Source organism: Bradyrhizobium centrolobii (assembly GCF_001641635.1).
GTDB lineage: Bacteria > Pseudomonadota > Alphaproteobacteria > Rhizobiales > Xanthobacteraceae > Bradyrhizobium > Bradyrhizobium centrolobii.
Map to the genome: position 1 here is coordinate 147,104 of NZ_LUUB01000090.1, position 16,000 is coordinate 163,103.

The window sequence follows — 16,000 nt, forward strand, 5'->3', positions numbered from 1 at the left end:
GCAATCGCGGCACAGGCGGATGCAAAGCCCTCCGCCCTGCCGCGGTTGACCCTGACATCGCGTCAGTCGCACATTGCGTCCTGTCAACGACAAGCGGGTGCGTGATGCCGGACCAACCCAACTCGACTGACACCTCCTACGCCGACGGCAAGATCCTCAAGCACGCCGCAGACGGCGTCGGCGTGATCACCTTCAACAATCCCGACAAGCGCAACGCGATGTCGCTGGAGATGTGGGAGGGATTTGGCGAAGCGCTGGCGAGCTTGCGTGACGATGATGCGGTGCGCGTCGTGATCCTGCGCGGCGCCGGCGGCAAGGCCTTTGTGTCGGGCGCCGACATCAGCCAGTTCGAGAAGACCCGCCACAACGCAGCCGCCTCAGAAGAGTACGCCAAGCGCAGTGCTGCGCAGCGCGCCCTGCTTGCCGACTACCCCAAGCCGACGATCGCCTGCATCCAGGGCTTTTGCCTCGGCGGCGGCATGCAGGTCGCGATGCTCGCCGACATTCGCATCGCCGCGCACAGCAGCCAGTTCGGCATTCCCGCGGCAAAGCTCGGCATCGCCTATGGCTATGACGGGTTGCGGAATCTGGTATCGCTGGTCGGTCCGTCCTGGGCGCGGCTGCTGATGTACACGGGCATGCGCATCGATGCCGCGGAAGCGCTGCGCATCGGGCTGATCGAGCGGATGATCCCGGACGATCAGCTCTGGGGCGAGACCATGGCGATCGCGGAAACGATCTCCGGCAACGCGCCGCTCGCGATCAAGGCGGCGAAGATCACCATCGCGCAGGTGCTGAAGGACGAGAGCCTGCGCGACATGGATGCGATCAAGGCGATCGGCAATGCCTGCATGGACTCTGCGGATTTCCGCGAGGGCCGGCAGGCCTTCATGGAGAAGCGCAAGCCGCAGTTCCAGGGGCGCTGAAACTGAACCGGCATTCAGGAAGATTAAATTCCTCGCTGCCCCGCGCTGCAACAGCAACTAATTGATCTCGCGCAAGTTCTTCCGTCACCAACGAGGAGGGATTGCGATGAAACTCAAGTTTGCTGTTCTTGGTCTGGCTGCCATGGGCGGTGCTGCGCTCGTGTCAGGGCAGGCTCTGGCGGCGATGCCGAACGGCATTCCACAGGCCGATCGAATCGCAAGCGGCCCGGCTGCGAATGTCGATCAGGTGCGCTGGGTGTGTAACCCCTGGGGCCGCTGCGCGTGGCGTCCGAACTACTACGGCGCATATGCCTATGGCGGTCCGGGGTGGCGATGGCGTCATCCGGGATGGCGATGGCGTCACCCGGGGTGGCGGTGGGGTTACTGATGAGCGAAAGAGGGGGCCAACGCCCCCTTCTTTCGTGTGACGCGAAGCTCGACTAGATCGCCGCGAGCACGGCTTTCGCGATATCGGCTGTGCCGTTGCTGCCGCCGAACTCCATGGGCCTGATGCCGCCGGCATAGGCCTGATCCACCGCGCGCTCGATTTTCTCGCCGGCCTCGGCCGCGCTCTCGACACCATGCTTGTCGGCAAGCCAGTCGAGCATCATCGCGGCCGACAGGATCATGCCGGTGGGATTGGCCTTGCCCTGCCCCATGATATCGGGTGCCGTGCCGTGGCACGGCTGGAACACGGCGTAGCGGTCGCCGATGTCGGCCGACGGCGCCATGCCGAGGCCGCCGATCAGGCTCGCGGTGATGTCCGAGACGATGTCGCCGAACATGTTCTCCATCACCATGACGTCGAAATCCCAGGGACGCTTGACCAGCATCGCCGAGCAGGCATCGACATAGAGCCGGTCCGTCTTCACCTCCGGATGATTCTTGGCGATCTCGTCGAAGATGCCGCGGAAGAAGGCAAAGGCCTTGAACACGTTCGCCTTGTCGACGCAGGCGAGCGCGCCCGACTTGCCGCGCGCCTTGCGCCGCTCGGCCAGCCGGAACGAGAACTCGAACAGGCGTTCGGAGGTCCTGCGCGTGATCACCATGGTCTCGCGCGCATCCTCATGCGTGACGACGCCCTTGCCCATCGAGGCGAACAGGCCTTCGGTCGACTCCCTGATCACGACGAGATCGATGCCGCGCTGATCGGCGCCGACGATCGGGCTCGGCACGCCCGGAATGAGCCGCGCCGGGCGGACGCCAGCATAGAGATCGAAGATGAAGCGCAGCTCGATCTGCGGCGCGATCTCGGTGTTATCGGGATAGCGAACCGACGGCAGGCCGCAGGCCCCGAGCAGGATCGCATCCGCCTCCTCGCAGAGCTTGATCGTGGAGTCCGGCATCGACTTGCCGGTCGCGAGATAATTGTTGGCGCCGGCCGGCGCATCGGTGAAGCGAAAGCTCAAGCCGGACTTCTGTTCGATCTTGCGCAGCACCTCGATCGCCGGCGCCATGACCTCGGGACCGATGCCGTCGCCGGCGAGCACGGCAATGTGGAAAGCGTTGTTTGCGGACATGGGGGTTCCTACTCGAAGGAAAAGAGGCTCATCATTGCGAGGAGCGAAGCGACGAAGCAATCCAGACTGTCTCCGCGGATGGATTTCTGGATTGCTTCGCTTCGCTCTCGCAATGACGGAGGAGAGAGCGTTCGTTACGGCGTCAGCACGGTGCGCCCGACCACCGCGCCCTGCTGCAACTGCACGAGCGCTTCATTGGCCTTGGCGAGCGGCATCGGTGTCACCGGGATCGGCGGCACCTTTTTGCTGCGGACGAGATCGAGCAGTTCCTGCGTCTCGCGCAAATTGCCGACATAGCTGCCCTGGATCGTCACCGCCTTGATCGGAATCAGCGGCAGCGCCCAGGTCGCGCCGCCGCCGAACAGGCCGACGATCACGAGCTTGCCGCCTTTGGTCAGGCAATCAAAGCCAAGCTGCGTGGTGGCGGCATTGCCGACGAGGTCGATCACGGCGCGGATCGGACCGCCCGCCTTCTTGGCAAGCTGCTCCAGCGCATCCGGCGCCTTGGGATCGACGGTGGCGAGCGCGCCTGCCTTCTCCGCCGCCTCGCGCTTCCTCGCGTCGATGTCGACCATGATCGCGCCTTTGCCGCCCATCGCCTTTAAGAGCGACAGCGCCATCAGGCCGAGACCGCCGGCGCCGAACATCACGATCGGCGTGTCGAAATGCTGCTCGACTTTCTTCAGCGCGCTGTAGGTGGTGACGCCCGAGCAGGCATAGGGCGCGGTCGTCACGGGATCGAGGCCTTTGAGATTGAGCAGATAGCGCGGATGCGGCACCAGCATGTGGTCGGCATAGCCGCCGTCGCAATAGACGCCGAGCGAGCGCGGCGTCAGGCACATGTTCTCTTCGCCGGCAAGGCAGGTCGCGCATTTGCCGCAACCGATCCAGGGATAGACGAGGCCGACATCGCCGAGCCTCAGATCGCCCTGGTCGGTCGGCTTCACGTCCGGTCCGAAGGCCAAGACTTCGCCGACAGTCTCGTGGCCCATGGTCAGCGGCAGGTTGATGCCGCGGTCCTTGAGCGACAGCGGCTTACGGCCGTGGCCGAGATCATAGCCACCTTCCCAGATGTGCAGGTCGCTGTGGCAGACGCCGGCCGCCTTGACCTTGATCAGCACCTGCGTGCCCTGCGGCTCCGGCGTCGGCTGGTCGAACTCCTTCAGCGGCGCCTTGAAATCGGCAACCTTGAAACTCTTCATGAGCGTCTCCCGCATGCTTCTTGTTGTCGCCGCCAGCATGCCACGGCCGGCCCAGCGAGACAAACTCGGACCTGCCTTAGTTTACGCCGACGGATGATGGCAAGCGACCGCGCGCAGGGGCGCATCGCGTTTCCCCGCGACGATGTCCTTCAACCCTCCGCGGCCGTTTTGCCCGACGGAATTGGCGCATCATCGGCAAGGCCAACCTCCGCGCGCACCGCGGGCGTGTGCTCGCCGAGCACGGCCATCGTGTTGCCGGGCGACGTGTCGGCGCCCGACATCCGGAACGGCAGGTTGAGGACCTGGAAAGAGCCGCCTTCGTCCTCTACGGCAGACAATGCGTTTCGATGCTCAAGCTGCGGATCGCGCAGCGCCTCGGCCACCGTGCGATAGGCCGACGCCGGCACGCCGGCCTCACCGAGCGCGGCAAGGCACGCATCGCTCGTGAGCTGCCGCGACCACCTCTCGACGCCGTCCATCATGTCAGCCCAGTTGTCGCGCCGCGCGCCATAGGTGGAGAAGCGCGGGTCCAATATCCATTCCGGCCGGCCAATCACGCTCATCAGCGCCTGAAATGTCTTCTCGCTGGCGACGGTGATCATGACGTAGCCGTTCGCCGTCTCGGTCGGGCCGAACATCGGACGCGGCGGCGGCTTCACCGCGAATTGCGAGCTCTGCAACTCGATCACCGTCAGCGTCAGCATCGATTCCAGCATGGAGACGTCGATGTGCTGGCCGAGACCGGTGGCCGTGCGCTGATACAGCGCCGCGGCGATCGCCCCGAAGCCGTAGGTGCCGGTGACGACGTCGGCATGGTAGATGCCGCAATAATCGGGACGGTTGCGGCCGGGCTGATAGGCGAGATGCGCCATGTCGTAGCCGGAAGCTGCATGGATCACCGGCGCATAGGCCGGCAGCTCGGCGGAGGGGCCGGTCTGGCCGTAGCCGGAGATCGAGCAGTAGATCAGCTTCGGATTGAACGGGCGCAGGCTGTCGAAGTCGAGACGCAGGCGGCGCATCACGCCGGGACGGAAATTCTCGACCAGGATGTCAGCGGTTGCGGCCAGCCGGCGCACCGCCTCGTTGCCGTCCTCCGACTTCAGGTCGAGCACGATGCTCTTCTTGCCGACATTGAGCTGGCCGAACACGGTGCTGCAGCCCTTGCGCAGCGGAGGCCGGGTCCGCATCGTCTCGCCGCCATCGGTCTCGATCTTGATCACCTCGGCGCCCATGTCGGCGAGCATCCGCGCGCAATGGGGACCGGCGATGGTGGTCGAAAAATCCAGGACTCGCAGACCGGCAAAGGCCTTTGTCGTCGTCCTCTCATGCTTATCTGCTAGCTGCATCCTTGGAGGCCCTCAGGAACAATGGGGTGTTCTTCTTGGTTGGTGGGCCGACCCTAGATGGCGGCGGCGCGGTAGGAAAGTCTTTACCGAGCGGCCGCGTCTTGCGGGCGGGCTTAGGAATGCTGGGATAACTGGACCCGTTCTTGCATAGCAACATACAGAGGGCAATCATTCTTGAGGGTCTTATTCGTCACCACGGAAATGGACGACTTCGTCCGCGTCGGCGGACTTGGCGCTGTTTCGGCTGCCCTCCCCCGAGCTCTTCGACCCTTCGCCGATATCCGCATCATGCTGCCCGGCTATCGCGACATCATCGAACAACTCACGCATATTCAGGTCGTTGGCCGCTGTCCGCCATTCGCGGAGATGCCGGCCTGTTCGCTCGGCCGCGCCTCGACCAAGGACGGCCTGCCCGTCTATGTGCTGTTGTGCTCACAGCTCTACGACCGGCCCGGCAACCCCTATGGGGACGAGTCCGGGCGCGACTGGCCGGACAACGACATCCGCTTCGCGCGCCTTGCTTCGGCGGCCGCTGAGCTGGCCGCAGGCAGCCTGGACAAGAATTGGGCAGCAGACCTGTTGCATGCCAATGACTGGCAGGCTTCGCTCGCGCCGGCCTATCTCGCCTGGCGCGGTGCCAAGATCCCGTCGATCCTGACCATCCACAACCTCGCCTATCAGGGACTCTTCCCGAAGGACTCGCTGCGGCGGATCGGTGCACCGGAAAGCTCCTTCCACATCGACGGCGTCGAGTTCTACGACCAGCTCTCCTTCCTCAAGGCCGGGCTCGTCTATGCCTCGCATCTCACGACCGTCAGCGGCACCTATGCGCGGGAGATCACCACGCCCGAATTCGGCTGTGGCCTGGAAGGCCTGTTGCGCCTCCGCTCCGATGCCGCCGAACTCACCGGTATCCTGAACGGCATCGACGAGAGCTGGGACCCGCGCTCCTGCGCACAGCTCGCCCAGCAGTTCGGGGCCGGCGACTGGGTCGGCAAGAAGGCCAATGCGGACTATGTGCGCAAGCAGTTCGGGCTCGCAGTGTCGCGGGGACCGATGTTCGGCATCGTCGCGCGCCTGGTGCATCAGAAGGGCATCGACCTCGTGCTGTCGGCGGCCGACGAGATCATCGATTCAGGCGGGCAGATCGTGGTGACCGGCTCCGGCGAGCCGGCGCTCGAGCAGGCGCTGATCGATGCGCATCGGCGGCGCCCGGACGCCATCGGCGTCGTCATCGGCTTCAATGACGCCCGGGCGCGGCGGATCTTTGCCGGCAGCGATTTCACGCTGATGCCGTCGCGCTTCGAGCCGTGCGGGCTGAGCCAGATGTACGCCCAGCGCTTCGGCTCGCTGCCGATCGGCCATCAGACCGGCGGGCTGGCCGAGACCATCACCGACGGCGAGACCGGCTTTTTGTTCTCAAAACCCTCGCATGAGTCCTTCCTCGGCGGCATCCGCCGGGCGTTCTCGACCTTCATGGCACATGACCAGCTCGACTCCATGCGCCGCAGCGCCATGGCGCGGTCGTTCTCCTGGAGTATCTCGGCCGGCTGCTACAGCGCGCTTTATCGGAAGTTGGCGTCGGCCTGAGCCTCTACCTGCCGTGGTCATTCATTTGCGGGCGTCCGATCCACGCCCGGTTCAGACACCGGATCATCCAGTCGGGTTGCGATTGACCCCTTAGCCGCGCCTGCGCTTCCTGGTAGGGACCGACATAACGCAGCCGATTGGGCAATCTCGGATAGACGCGCCGTATCCATGTCAGCGCGCGGTCGGCGGCCCTGGCGTCCCGCTCGTCGAGCGCAAAGCCGAAGCCTGCGCGCAATCGCTCTGGCAGCATGCTCACAGTGAGAGCACGATACCATCGTGGTGGCCGCAACCACGGACGCGCTCCGCCAAGGATCTGCGTGGCGATCTCGCGCGCCGCCGCGCTGACGGTCAACGTCTCCGACTGCGCCATCTGCGCGTTATACGCTGCGAAGCCGGTCCAGTCCGCCGGAAGATCATCCGGCGTTAGCCCAAACAGAGCAGCGAACACCTTGCTCTCGGCCCAGTAACGTTCGCGGTCCTCGAAGGAAAACGGCGGCAGAACCAGATCATGGGCCATGAGCGCGGTCTCGACCAGCGTCGCATGAACCCAGCGCAGCGCTGGGACGTCGTTGGCGCAATAGCTCGAGCCTGCCGCGAACGGACCGACCGCCTCGGGCATGTGGCCGACGATCATGGTATGACGCCGATGCAGCTGCCGGGCCGAGAGGAACGCCCTGTCGAGTGAGCCGAACACCATGGCAAACATGATGTCGAACGTGCGATGGAAGCGGCCGATCGGATCGGCAAACGTCCGGGAGTGCTCGGCGATGGCGGCAGCGACCCAGGGATGCGCCAGTTGAAGCAGCAACGCGCGGCCCGCGCCGAGAAAGATGACGGCTTCGCGGTCAATCCGCCAAGTCACCGAGGTCGGGCCGAACACGCCTGCGGTCGACCCCGCGGCATCAGCCCGGACGAGATCGAGCGCAGCCTCCAGATCTTTCTCAGCGATCATTGCAAGCCCTTCGACGCAAACGCGCCAAGGATAGACCAGACCCGGGGTCGCGCGAAATCGTCATTGCGTGAAGCGACGAGTAGCCCGGCCATCACTCTGCCGCCAACGACATCTCCTCCATATGCTCGTGCAGCACGACGCCTGACAGCGGATCGAATTCCCCAATCCACGGCGCGCGCGCAAGCACCGCGCTGGTGTGCGCATAACCGGCATCCCAGCGCTGCGTGATGCCTGAGGGGCTGAAGTCGATGTCCTTGGTGTGGGTCTCGCGATCGAGTTGCGGCGCCAGCAGGCGCACCACATGCATGCGCGTCGGACAGCCATAGCTCATCAGCTCACGCACGGCCGGATCGTCACGCTCGCTCTCGGGCAGTCGCGCCGCGAGCTGGTTGATGACGTGGCGCAGACGATGCGCCTGTTGTTGGCGGGCGATATGGCTGGCGATCCGGCTGGAATACTGCACGTCCTTGTGCCGGTTCAGCACCTCCGCCATCGTCGTCGGCTCGGTGCCGACGGGATTCCACAGATGTACCGCGAAGATCAGCGAGTCCTTGCGCGGGTTGTCGTCGAAGACGGCCTCGGTCGGCGTGTTCGACAGAATGCCGCCGTCCCAATACAGCTCGCCGTCGATGCGCACCGCCGGAAAGGCCGGCGGTAGCGCGCCCGAAGCCATGACGTGCTTGACTGTCAGATCGCCGTCGCGGCTGTCGAAATAGCGCATCCGGCTGGTCCGGACGTGAGCTGCACCGACCGTGAGGCGCGGCGCGCAGCGATTGACCAGGCTGAAATCGACGAGCTCGACAAGCGTCTTCTCCAGCGGCGCCGTCGAATAGAAGCCGGCGTGATCCGCGCCGAGCGGATAGGAATCGCCGGCATGCGCCAGCGGATTGGGCCGGAAGAAGCCGGGAATACCATTGGCAATCGTCGACCAATAAGCAAGTTTCTCATTGAAGCCCGGGAACGCCGTCCGCGGATTCCAGATCGGACTCTGCTCCATCCGCTTCCAGAACTCCTTCAGCCGCGACAGCCGGTTCTGCGGCTCGTTGCCGGCGATTAGACTGGCGTTGATCGCTCCGATCGAGGTGCCGATGATCCAGTCCGGCTCGATGCCGGCCTCGTGCAACGCATGGTAGACGCCGGCCTGGTAGGAGCCGAGCGCGCCACCGCCCTGGAGCACCAGGACGACCTGGCCCGGCAGGTCCCCTGACCTGATGCTTTGAATGGTGCTCTGCATGTGTCGCCTCCCGTCAGGCTCGACGCCGCTCAAATTACGCCGGCGCGGCGCTATTGTTACGCCCTGCCCTTCTGCGGGACGGACGGACACAACGCAAATGCCCGTTGGCTTCCGAAACCATGCGCGGACGCTATTGCCGCCAGGGTGTCATTCCCCACTCCGATCGGCTAGATTCCGGGCCGGTTTTGCTGGGAGCCGATCCATGGAAATGCATCAGGTCCGCTATTTCCTCGCGGTGGCGCAGCTACTGAATTTCACGCGCGCAGCCGAAGAATGCAACGTGACGCAGCCCTCGCTGACGCGCGCGATCAAGCAGCTCGAGGCCGAGCTCGGCGGCGACCTGTTCCGCCGCGAACGGCCGGCGGCGCAATTGACTGAGCTCGGCCAGCGCATGCATCCGCTCCTGAAGCAGTGCTACGATGCGGCCGTCGGCGCACGCTCGCTCGCCTCCTCGTTCAAGAGCGGAGAGATCGGCGCGCTGCGCATAGCGCTGACGCATTCGGTCGATCTCACCCTTCTCATTCCCCATCTCAAGCAGATCAAGCGACAGTTCAACCGGCTCGAACTCCGCTTTCTGCGGGGCACGAGCCGCGAGATCAGCGATTTCCTCAGGAAGGGCGAGGCCGAGCTCGGTATCGCCGCCGATATCGATGAGGCCTGGGAGCGCCTCGACGTCTGGCCATTGTTCACCGAGACATTCGAGCTCGTCGTCAACAGGGAGCATCGACTGGCCGATCGCAGCACCATCGAGCTCGACGACCTGCGCTCCGAGCAATTGCTCAGCCGAACCTTCTGCGAGCATTCCCGGCGCATCTCCGCGAGTCTGCGCGAACACGGGATCGACGTCGATCATGGCCACGAGATTGCGAGCGAGCACGATCTGATCGAGCTGGTGGAAGCCGATATCGGCGTCGCCATGGTGCCGCACACCTCGCCCGTGCCGGAAAGCCTGAAGCGGACGTCGGTGACCGGGCTCGATGCCCGCCGCACCGTCAACCTCTATGGCGTCGCCGGCCGGCAGCGCACGGCGGTGGCCAACGCCGTCATGCGCCTGCTGCGCGGCGCGGACTGGCGGGCGATTGCGGGGTAGCTCTACCGACGCAAAGGCGGTGTCTACGCTCCCTCGCCCCGCTTGCGGGGAGAGGGTTGGGGTGAGGGGGAGTCTCCACGGGGACGGTGACAGTAGGACTCGCGGAGAGCCCCCCTCACCCGGATTGCATCTTCGATGCAATCCGACCTCTCCCCGCAAGCGGGGAGAGGCGAAGATCAGTGCTCGCGGCTCGCGCTCTCCAGCGCCGCGAGCAGGTCGTCGATCTCCATGCGCTTGCGGAAATCAGGATCGACGAAGCGGGCCTTCACGATCCCGTCGCGGCCGACGACGAACACGGCCGGGATCGGCAGCATCCAGCCATCGTTGCCGTGGAACTTTGCCATGTCATGATAGGACAACAGCCGCTGGATCTCTGTGCCGAGCCAAATCGCCAGGTTGAGCGACAGCGCGTAGCCGTTGTCCAGATCCGTCAGCACCGGGAACGGCGCACCCGAGTCAGCCCTGAATTTTTCGGTGAACTCCTGGGTCTCCGGCATGATCGCGACGATCTGCGCGCCCATCGCCTTGATCCGGGCCTCGGCTTGGATCACCGCCCGCACATTGAGGCGGCAATAGGGGCACCAATGGCCGCGGAAGAACGTGACTGCAACCGGTCCCCGCGCCAGCAGCGTGGGCAGAGTGACCAGCCGTCCGCTCTCGTCAGGCAACATGAACGGCGGCATCACCTCGCCCGGACGCGGCGCGTTTTCGCCGCCGCCATTCTCGTTCAGCCTCACCACGAGGCGATCGACCGCCTCACCATAGGCCGGAAAGATCTCGCGCCCGGCAGCCGCATAGGCGCGGAGCTGTTCGTTCAGCGTGCCTTCCATGTCGCGGCAGCGCTGGAAGGCGAGCTTGAGCCGTTCGGCATCGGTTGGTGAAAGGGATGTCATGTTCCACTCCGGCACCAAGACTTGAGGGTATTATTTTTACGTTCGGGCCGCCCTGCAAGGGGGCGGCCGTCGCGCGAGGGCCGGCTCAGTTCACGTAGAAATTGCCGGTCGGATCGAGCCGCCCAGGCGTGTAGTACAGCGCGCCGTTGTCCATGAAGAAGACGGTGTTTTCAGGCACTTTCTTCGCGTTCTTCATCATCGCCTCGTGGTTCCTCTCGGGCGAGGCCGTGGCCATCGCCGACATCTTGCCGGGCCCGCCATAGACATAGGCCATTCCGGCCTTGAAATCCCAGGCAGCCTCCGAGAAGGCCGATGTGGCGATCACCGCGAACGCGGCAGTGGCGATCAGGGTCTTGGACAGTTTCGTCATGGATGCTCCTCCGGATTGACGTCAACGCCCGCCAATCGGGCGCCCTGCCATCGAACGCCGGAAGCGCCACAAGCGGAAATGCCGATCCCCGATCGGTTCGATAGCCGCCGCCTATCAAGATAGCGCGGAGCTATCGCAGCGAGAGCGAGACGGCATTTCCGCGGAGGCGCGGCTTTGGCGAAGCTGATGCCATTGCCGGCAATCGATGAGCCCCGGCGAGCAACAAGGGAGACTATCCATGTTCACGCATCTCACATCGTCGCGCGCAGTCTGGGCAGGCCTTGCCGTCGCCGGCGCGCTCGTGGTCTCGGCGCAAGCAGCCCTCGCCGGCGAATGCCCGGCCGACAAGATCAAGCCGAATGCACGCCAGATGGTCGACTACAAGCCCGTGGGCGTCACCGATGTGACGCTCGGCTCGATCGACCTGGCAAAGCAGCCCGCCAACATCAGGGATCGCGAGCTGCGCTTCCGCAAGCTGACCATCGAGCCCGGCGGCATCGTACCCTGGCACAGCCATGACGACCGCCCTGCCCTGATCTTCGTACAGCAGGGCGAGATCGTCGAATACGCCTCCAACTGCATTGACCCGATCGTGCACAAGGCTGGCGATCTCCGCCCCGAGGTCTACGGCACCTCGCACTGGTGGAAGAATCTCGGCAGGGAGACCGTCATTCTCTACGTCGGCGACGTCCGCAGGGATCCTCACGACCACAATATGTGACGAGCCTTTGCTGCCCCGTCATTCCGGGGCGCGAAGCGAACCCGGAATGACGTCCAGCCATTTCAAGAGACGCAGTCATGACCGATCTGTCCGCGCGCATGCAGCTGACCCGAATGGCGATGTCCGGCCACTCACCCGGCATCGTGCTCCGCTCTCTCGTGATCGGCCTGACCGCTTTCCTCACCGTGGTCGACCTGTTCGCCACGCAGGCGATCCTCCCCTCGCTGACGCGGCACTACGGCGTGACACCGGCGGCAATGGGCTTTGCCGTCAATGCCAGCACTTTCGGCATGGCGATCGCCAGCCTCGCAGTCGGCCTTTTCAGCCCGCGCATCGATCGAAGGGTCGGCATTCTCTTGAGCCTGACTTTGCTTGCCATTCCTACTAGCCTGCTCGCGTGGGCGCCCAATCTCGTTGTCTTCACCGGCTTGCGCATCATCCAGGGCCTTTGCATGGCCTCTGCCTTCGCGCTGACGCTCGCGTACCTCGGCGAGCAGTGCAGTGCGATGGACGCCGGCGGCGCCTTCGCCGCCTACATTACCGGCAATGTCGCAAGCAATCTGGTCGGCCGGCTGATGTCGGCTGCGCTCGTCGACAGCTTGGGCCTCGCCTGGAACTTCTATGTCTTCGCCGCGCTCAACCTCGCGGGAGCAGTGCTGGTCTACTTCACCATCGTGCGCGTCGAGCCGATGCAGGCGATGGCGCCGACGACATCCCCGCTCGAGGTCGCATCGGCGCACTGGCGCAATCCGCGGCTGCGCGCGGCTTACGGTCTTGGCTTCTGCATCCTCTTCGCCTTCATCGGCACCTTCACGTTCGTCAATTTCGTGCTGGTGCGGCCGCCGCTGTCGCTGGGCATGATGGACCTGGGTCTGGTGTATCTGGTTTTCCTGCCATCGATCGTCACCACCCTGCTCGCCGGCCGCGCCGTCGCGCGGATTGGAACGCGCCCGACCATCTGGGCCGCGCTTTGCGTCGCCGCAATTGGCCTGCCTCTGATGCTGACGGTGCATCTTGCCACTGTCCTGGCGGGCATGGTGCTGGTTGGTGTCGGCACCTTCTTTGCCCAGGCGGCCGCGACCGGCTTCGTCGGGCAGGCAGCCGGCCAAAACCGTGGCGTCGCCAGCGGGACCTATCTAGCCTGCTATTTCTGCGGCGGCCTCGCCGGCACTGCCGTGCTCGGCCGACTGTTCGATTCCTCGGGATGGCCTGCATGCGTTGCCGGTATCGGAGCGGCACTCGCGATTGCGGCGCTCCTGACGTCTGCGCTTAAGCGCGAATTCTAGCGCTTGGCCTGCGCCTCCTGCGGCGGATCGTCGTCGGCGATCGCACGCCAGGCAGCGCCGTCGAGGTCTTCGTACTGGCCGCTCTTCAGTGACCAGAGGAACGCAGCGAGACCTGCCAGTCCGAGCGCCAGCGCCAGCGGGACCAGGATGACCAAAATCTCCATCACACGCTCTCCCCCGACGCGCTGCGGGCCCGCAGCGAATTCAGCATGACCAGGATCGACGATCCGCTCATGGCGGCCGCCGCGATCAGGGGCGTGACGACGCCGCTGATCGCGATCGGCACCGCAAGGACGTTGTAGCCGATCGCAAGCCAGAGGTTTTGCCGCATCAGGTGCAGCGCCTTGCGCGACAAGTCGATCGCAGCGACGACCGGCGCCAGCGGCCTGCCGAGGAAGACGAGATCGGCGGTCGACTGGCTGAGATGCGCGGCCGAGATCGGCGACATCGAGACATGCGCCGCCGCCAGCGAGGGCGCATCATTCATGCCGTCGCCGACCATCAGCACCTTCGCGCTGCGCCGCTTGAGCTCCTCGATCCGTGCGATCTTGTCGGCCGGCGTGACGCCGGCGCGCCATTCGGCGATGTCGAGCGCGTGGGCCGCCGCCTTCACCGCCGGCTCGCGGTCGCCGGAGAGGATCTCGATACCGACATTGCGCGCCTTCAGCGCCGCGATCACCGCCCGCGCATCCGGACGCAGGCCCTGGCGGACCGAGAGAATAAATTTCTCGCTGGCCTTGCTGAAGGCCACGATGGAGGCCTCGGGATCGAGATTGGCGCCGATCAATGCCTCGGCGCCACAGAAGGACGGACGTCCCAGGCGGATCTCGACGCCGTCGATCGTCGCGCGTACGCCCTGCCCGGCTTCCTCGACTGCATCGACGATCGGCGACTTCGCGCCGGACGCCTGCGCGACCGCGGCGGCCACGGGATGATGGCTCGATAGCGCGAGCCGGCCGGCGAGCTTGAGGATATCGGCGGGAATGTCGGCTGCGTTCGTTACTTCAAGATCCGGCAGCGTCAGCGTGCCGGTCTTGTCGAAGATGACGTGATCGGCCTCGGCCATGCGCTCGATGGCATCCCCGGAATTGAGCAGCACGCCGGACTTGAACATCGCGCCCGAGGCCACCGTCTGCACGGTCGGGATCGCGAGGCCCAGCGCGCAGGGACAGGTGATGATCAGCACGGCAACGCCCGTCACGATCGCATCATGCCAGCTCACACCCGCAAGCACCCAGCCGAGAATGGTGAGGAGCGCGGTCGCATGCACCACCGGCGCATAGAGCCGCGAGGCGCGGTCGGCGAGCCGCATGTAGCGCGAGCGCGCCTGGAGCGCGTTGTCGAGCAGCCGCGTGATCTCCGCAAGCAGCGTCGCCTCGGACGCCGCCGAGACCCGCACCCGCAGCGTGCCGGAGATGTTCATCGATCCCGCATAGACCGGCGTGCCCGGCCCGGCCGTGACATAAAGCGTCTCGCCGGTGATCAGGCTCTGGTCGATCTCGGAACGCCCCTCGATCACGGCGCCGTCGACCGCGCAGCGCTCGCCGGGCCGCAGCAGCACGATGTCGCCGGGATGGATCGCCGCCACCGGCACCTGCGAGATCTCGTCAGGCCCGACGAACTTCGCGGCCGTCTCCGCCTTCAGTGCGGCGAGATTGCCGGCGACCGCGCGCGTCCGCCTCCGCATGTTCTGGTCGAGGAAGCGGCCGACCAGGAGGAAGGTGAGTAGCATGATCGCCGCATCGAAATAAGCGTGATCGGCGTGATGGATGGTCTCGACCACGGACATGCCGAGCGCAAGGCACACCCCGATCGAGATCGGCACGTCCATGTTGGTGGTCTTCGCCGCCAGCGCGCGCCAGGCCGAGCGGAAGAACGGCTGGCCGGCATAGGCCGCCGCCGGCAGGGCGATCAGCGCCGACAGCCAGTGGAAGAAGTCGCGCTGTTCGGGCAGCATGTCCGAGACGTTGCCGGACCACACCGGGATCGACAGCATCATCACGTTCATGGTGGCAAACGCCGCCACGCCGAGGCAGCGCAGCAGGAAGCGCGATTCCGCAACCTCGGTCGCCTCCGCGCTCTCCGTCTCGTAAGGATATGCCTTGTAGCCGAGCTCCTCGAGGCGATCGATGAAGCGCCCCGGATCGAGCGTGCCCTCCTTCCATTCCAGCGCGACGCGGCGGTCAGTGAGGTTCACCCGCGCCAGCGTGACGTCGGGAATGGCCGATAGTCCGCGCTCGATCCTGGCCATGCAGCCGGCGCAGTGAACGCCCTCGACCGCGAGATCGATGTGCTGCAGCCCGTGGCCCGCGGCGCGGACATAATGTGAGAAATCCCGCGTCACCTGCATGGCGCGCCCCTTCAGTGCAGGATCACGCGGTTGCGCGATAGGAAGACGCGCATCCCCCGCGCCTCGCCCTCGATCACCAGATCCCACTGGCCCGGCGCGACGGAAGCGGCGTCGCCGCGATAGATGCCGATGCCGGCCTCGGATAGCCCGACGGCAAGATCGGCCCGCTTGTCGGTCGGCCGTTCCAGGCGACCGCCGAATTTCAATCCGCTCATCGGCTGACCTGCCGCATCGCGCGCCTCGACCTGGAGTGTGGCGCCGCCATCGGCACGCCGCTCGATATGCGCGTTGATCTGCCATTTTCGCGCGGCCTGTTGCTGGGCGGCAGAGATTTCCCTGTCATAGGTGAGACCGGCCGCATAGGGGCTATCCACATCGGTACCGGGAAGCGTCGCGATCGCAAGTTTCATCATGGTCACGTTGACCCCGATCACGACGCCGAAGAAGGCGACCAGCATCAGGAAGACCTTGGTTCCGGTCAGCGGCTTCGGTGCGGATGCCATGGTGAACTCCGGGACTC

At 65.3% G+C, this 16,000-nt stretch carries 16 protein-coding genes; 6 read left to right on the forward strand and 10 right to left on the reverse strand.

From position 1 onward, the window contains the following. Positions 1–104: 104 nt before the first annotated feature. Both AYJ54_RS32835 and AYJ54_RS48120 read left to right on the forward strand, forming a co-directional pair. Positions 105–926: an enoyl-CoA hydratase gene (locus AYJ54_RS32835; RefSeq protein WP_063705646.1), complete on the forward strand. Its 822-nt coding sequence runs from the start codon at positions 105–107 to the stop codon at positions 924–926. 106 nt (positions 927–1,032) lie between these two features. Continuing rightward, positions 1,033–1,314 carry a hypothetical protein gene (locus tag AYJ54_RS48120; protein ID WP_082905963.1) on the forward strand — a complete coding sequence of 94 codons (282 nt, stop codon included), beginning with the start codon at positions 1,033–1,035 and terminating at the stop codon, positions 1,312–1,314. Positions 1,315–1,366: 52 nt separating this feature from the next. Here AYJ54_RS48120 and AYJ54_RS32840 read toward each other — a convergent pair whose 3' ends face one another. From AYJ54_RS32840 to AYJ54_RS32850, 3 genes are all read right to left on the reverse strand, one after another. Then, positions 1,367–2,446: an isocitrate/isopropylmalate dehydrogenase family protein gene (locus tag AYJ54_RS32840; protein ID WP_063705647.1), complete on the reverse strand. Its 1,080-nt coding sequence runs from the start codon at positions 2,444–2,446 to the stop codon at positions 1,367–1,369. Positions 2,447–2,580: 134 nt separating this feature from the next. Then, positions 2,581–3,648 carry an alcohol dehydrogenase gene (locus AYJ54_RS32845; RefSeq protein WP_063705818.1) on the reverse strand — a complete coding sequence of 356 codons (1,068 nt, stop codon included), beginning with the start codon at positions 3,646–3,648 and terminating at the stop codon, positions 2,581–2,583. Positions 3,649–3,797: 149 nt separating this feature from the next. Continuing rightward, positions 3,798–4,994, reverse strand: coding sequence for a CaiB/BaiF CoA transferase family protein (locus tag AYJ54_RS32850; protein ID WP_063705649.1), 1,197 nt, complete (start codon positions 4,992–4,994; stop codon positions 3,798–3,800). Positions 4,995–5,168: 174 nt separating this feature from the next. Here AYJ54_RS32850 and glgA point away from each other — a divergent pair, with 174 nt between their 5' ends. Then, positions 5,169–6,584: a glycogen synthase GlgA gene (gene glgA, locus AYJ54_RS32855; RefSeq protein WP_063705651.1), complete on the forward strand. Its 1,416-nt coding sequence runs from the start codon at positions 5,169–5,171 to the stop codon at positions 6,582–6,584. A gap of 4 nt (positions 6,585–6,588) precedes the next feature. Here glgA and AYJ54_RS32860 read toward each other — a convergent pair whose 3' ends face one another. Together AYJ54_RS32860 and AYJ54_RS32865 are read right to left on the reverse strand one after the other, a co-directional pair. After that, on the reverse strand, positions 6,589–7,536 hold the full coding sequence (locus tag AYJ54_RS32860; protein ID WP_063705653.1) for an oxygenase MpaB family protein: 948 nt from the start codon (positions 7,534–7,536) through the stop codon (positions 6,589–6,591). 91 nt (positions 7,537–7,627) lie between these two features. Continuing rightward, complete coding sequence (locus tag AYJ54_RS32865; protein ID WP_082905964.1) at positions 7,628–8,770, reverse strand: patatin-like phospholipase family protein; 1,143 nt, start codon at positions 8,768–8,770, stop codon at positions 7,628–7,630. A gap of 202 nt (positions 8,771–8,972) precedes the next feature. Here AYJ54_RS32865 and AYJ54_RS32870 point away from each other — a divergent pair, with 202 nt between their 5' ends. After that, the gene (locus AYJ54_RS32870; protein ID WP_063705656.1) at positions 8,973–9,860 is read left to right on the forward strand and encodes a LysR family transcriptional regulator; all 888 of its coding nucleotides are present in this window, start codon (positions 8,973–8,975) and stop codon (positions 9,858–9,860) included. Positions 9,861–10,036: 176 nt separating this feature from the next. Here AYJ54_RS32870 and AYJ54_RS32875 read toward each other — a convergent pair whose 3' ends face one another. Next, positions 10,037–10,753 (reverse strand): peroxiredoxin-like family protein, encoded by a 717-nt coding sequence (locus tag AYJ54_RS32875; RefSeq protein WP_063705658.1) that lies wholly within the window; start codon positions 10,751–10,753, stop codon positions 10,037–10,039. Positions 10,754–10,838: 85 nt separating this feature from the next. Beyond that, on the reverse strand, positions 10,839–11,123 hold the full coding sequence (locus AYJ54_RS32880; protein ID WP_063705659.1) for a hypothetical protein: 285 nt from the start codon (positions 11,121–11,123) through the stop codon (positions 10,839–10,841). A gap of 238 nt (positions 11,124–11,361) precedes the next feature. On the opposite strand from AYJ54_RS32880, the gene AYJ54_RS32885 reads away from it, so the two are divergent. Beyond that, a complete protein-coding gene (locus AYJ54_RS32885; RefSeq protein ID WP_063705661.1) occupies positions 11,362–11,844 on the forward strand; it encodes a cupin domain-containing protein in 483 nt (160 codons plus the stop codon). A gap of 77 nt (positions 11,845–11,921) precedes the next feature. Beyond that, positions 11,922–13,130: an MFS transporter gene (locus AYJ54_RS32890; RefSeq protein WP_063705663.1), complete on the forward strand. Its 1,209-nt coding sequence runs from the start codon at positions 11,922–11,924 to the stop codon at positions 13,128–13,130. On the opposite strand, the gene ccoS is transcribed toward AYJ54_RS32890, so the two are convergent. Genes ccoS through AYJ54_RS32905 form a run of 3 tightly spaced genes read right to left on the reverse strand, consistent with a single transcriptional unit; the run spans position 13,127 to position 15,983 of the window. Further along, a complete protein-coding gene (ccoS, locus tag AYJ54_RS32895; protein WP_063705664.1) occupies positions 13,127–13,294 on the reverse strand; it encodes a cbb3-type cytochrome oxidase assembly protein CcoS in 168 nt (55 codons plus the stop codon). The genes AYJ54_RS32890 and ccoS overlap by 4 nt on opposite strands. Continuing rightward, positions 13,294–15,480 carry a cation-translocating P-type ATPase gene (locus tag AYJ54_RS32900; RefSeq protein ID WP_063705666.1) on the reverse strand — a complete coding sequence of 729 codons (2,187 nt, stop codon included), beginning with the start codon at positions 15,478–15,480 and terminating at the stop codon, positions 13,294–13,296. The genes ccoS and AYJ54_RS32900 overlap by 1 nt, the downstream gene beginning before the upstream one ends. Before the next feature lie 11 nt (positions 15,481–15,491). After that, positions 15,492–15,983 (reverse strand): FixH family protein, encoded by a 492-nt coding sequence (locus AYJ54_RS32905; protein WP_082905965.1) that lies wholly within the window; start codon positions 15,981–15,983, stop codon positions 15,492–15,494. Between the last annotated feature and the right edge of the window lie 17 nt (positions 15,984–16,000).

Bases quoted from the DNA above. Each gene is read 5' to 3' on its own strand.
- AYJ54_RS32835 (WP_063705646.1), top strand. From the start codon at position 105: ATGCCGGACCAACCCAACTCGACTGACACCTCCTACGCCGACGGCAAG.
- AYJ54_RS48120 (WP_082905963.1), top strand. From the start codon at position 1,033: ATGAAACTCAAGTTTGCTGTTCTTGGTCTGGCTGCCATGGGCGGTGCT.
- AYJ54_RS32840 (WP_063705647.1), bottom strand. From the start codon at position 2,446: ATGTCCGCAAACAACGCTTTCCACATTGCCGTGCTCGCCGGCGACGGC.
- AYJ54_RS32845 (WP_063705818.1), bottom strand. From the start codon at position 3,648: ATGAAGAGTTTCAAGGTTGCCGATTTCAAGGCGCCGCTGAAGGAGTTC.
- AYJ54_RS32850 (WP_063705649.1), bottom strand. From the start codon at position 4,994: ATGCAGCTAGCAGATAAGCATGAGAGGACGACGACAAAGGCCTTTGCC.
- AYJ54_RS32860 (WP_063705653.1), bottom strand. From the start codon at position 7,536: ATGATCGCTGAGAAAGATCTGGAGGCTGCGCTCGATCTCGTCCGGGCT.
- AYJ54_RS32865 (WP_082905964.1), bottom strand. From the start codon at position 8,770: ATGCAGAGCACCATTCAAAGCATCAGGTCAGGGGACCTGCCGGGCCAG.
- AYJ54_RS32870 (WP_063705656.1), top strand. From the start codon at position 8,973: ATGGAAATGCATCAGGTCCGCTATTTCCTCGCGGTGGCGCAGCTACTG.
- AYJ54_RS32875 (WP_063705658.1), bottom strand. From the start codon at position 10,753: ATGACATCCCTTTCACCAACCGATGCCGAACGGCTCAAGCTCGCCTTC.
- AYJ54_RS32880 (WP_063705659.1), bottom strand. From the start codon at position 11,123: ATGACGAAACTGTCCAAGACCCTGATCGCCACTGCCGCGTTCGCGGTG.
- AYJ54_RS32885 (WP_063705661.1), top strand. From the start codon at position 11,362: ATGTTCACGCATCTCACATCGTCGCGCGCAGTCTGGGCAGGCCTTGCC.
- AYJ54_RS32890 (WP_063705663.1), top strand. From the start codon at position 11,922: ATGACCGATCTGTCCGCGCGCATGCAGCTGACCCGAATGGCGATGTCC.
- ccoS (WP_063705664.1), bottom strand. From the start codon at position 13,294: ATGGAGATTTTGGTCATCCTGGTCCCGCTGGCGCTGGCGCTCGGACTG.
- AYJ54_RS32900 (WP_063705666.1), bottom strand. From the start codon at position 15,480: ATGCAGGTGACGCGGGATTTCTCACATTATGTCCGCGCCGCGGGCCAC.
- AYJ54_RS32905 (WP_082905965.1), bottom strand. From the start codon at position 15,983: ATGGCATCCGCACCGAAGCCGCTGACCGGAACCAAGGTCTTCCTGATG.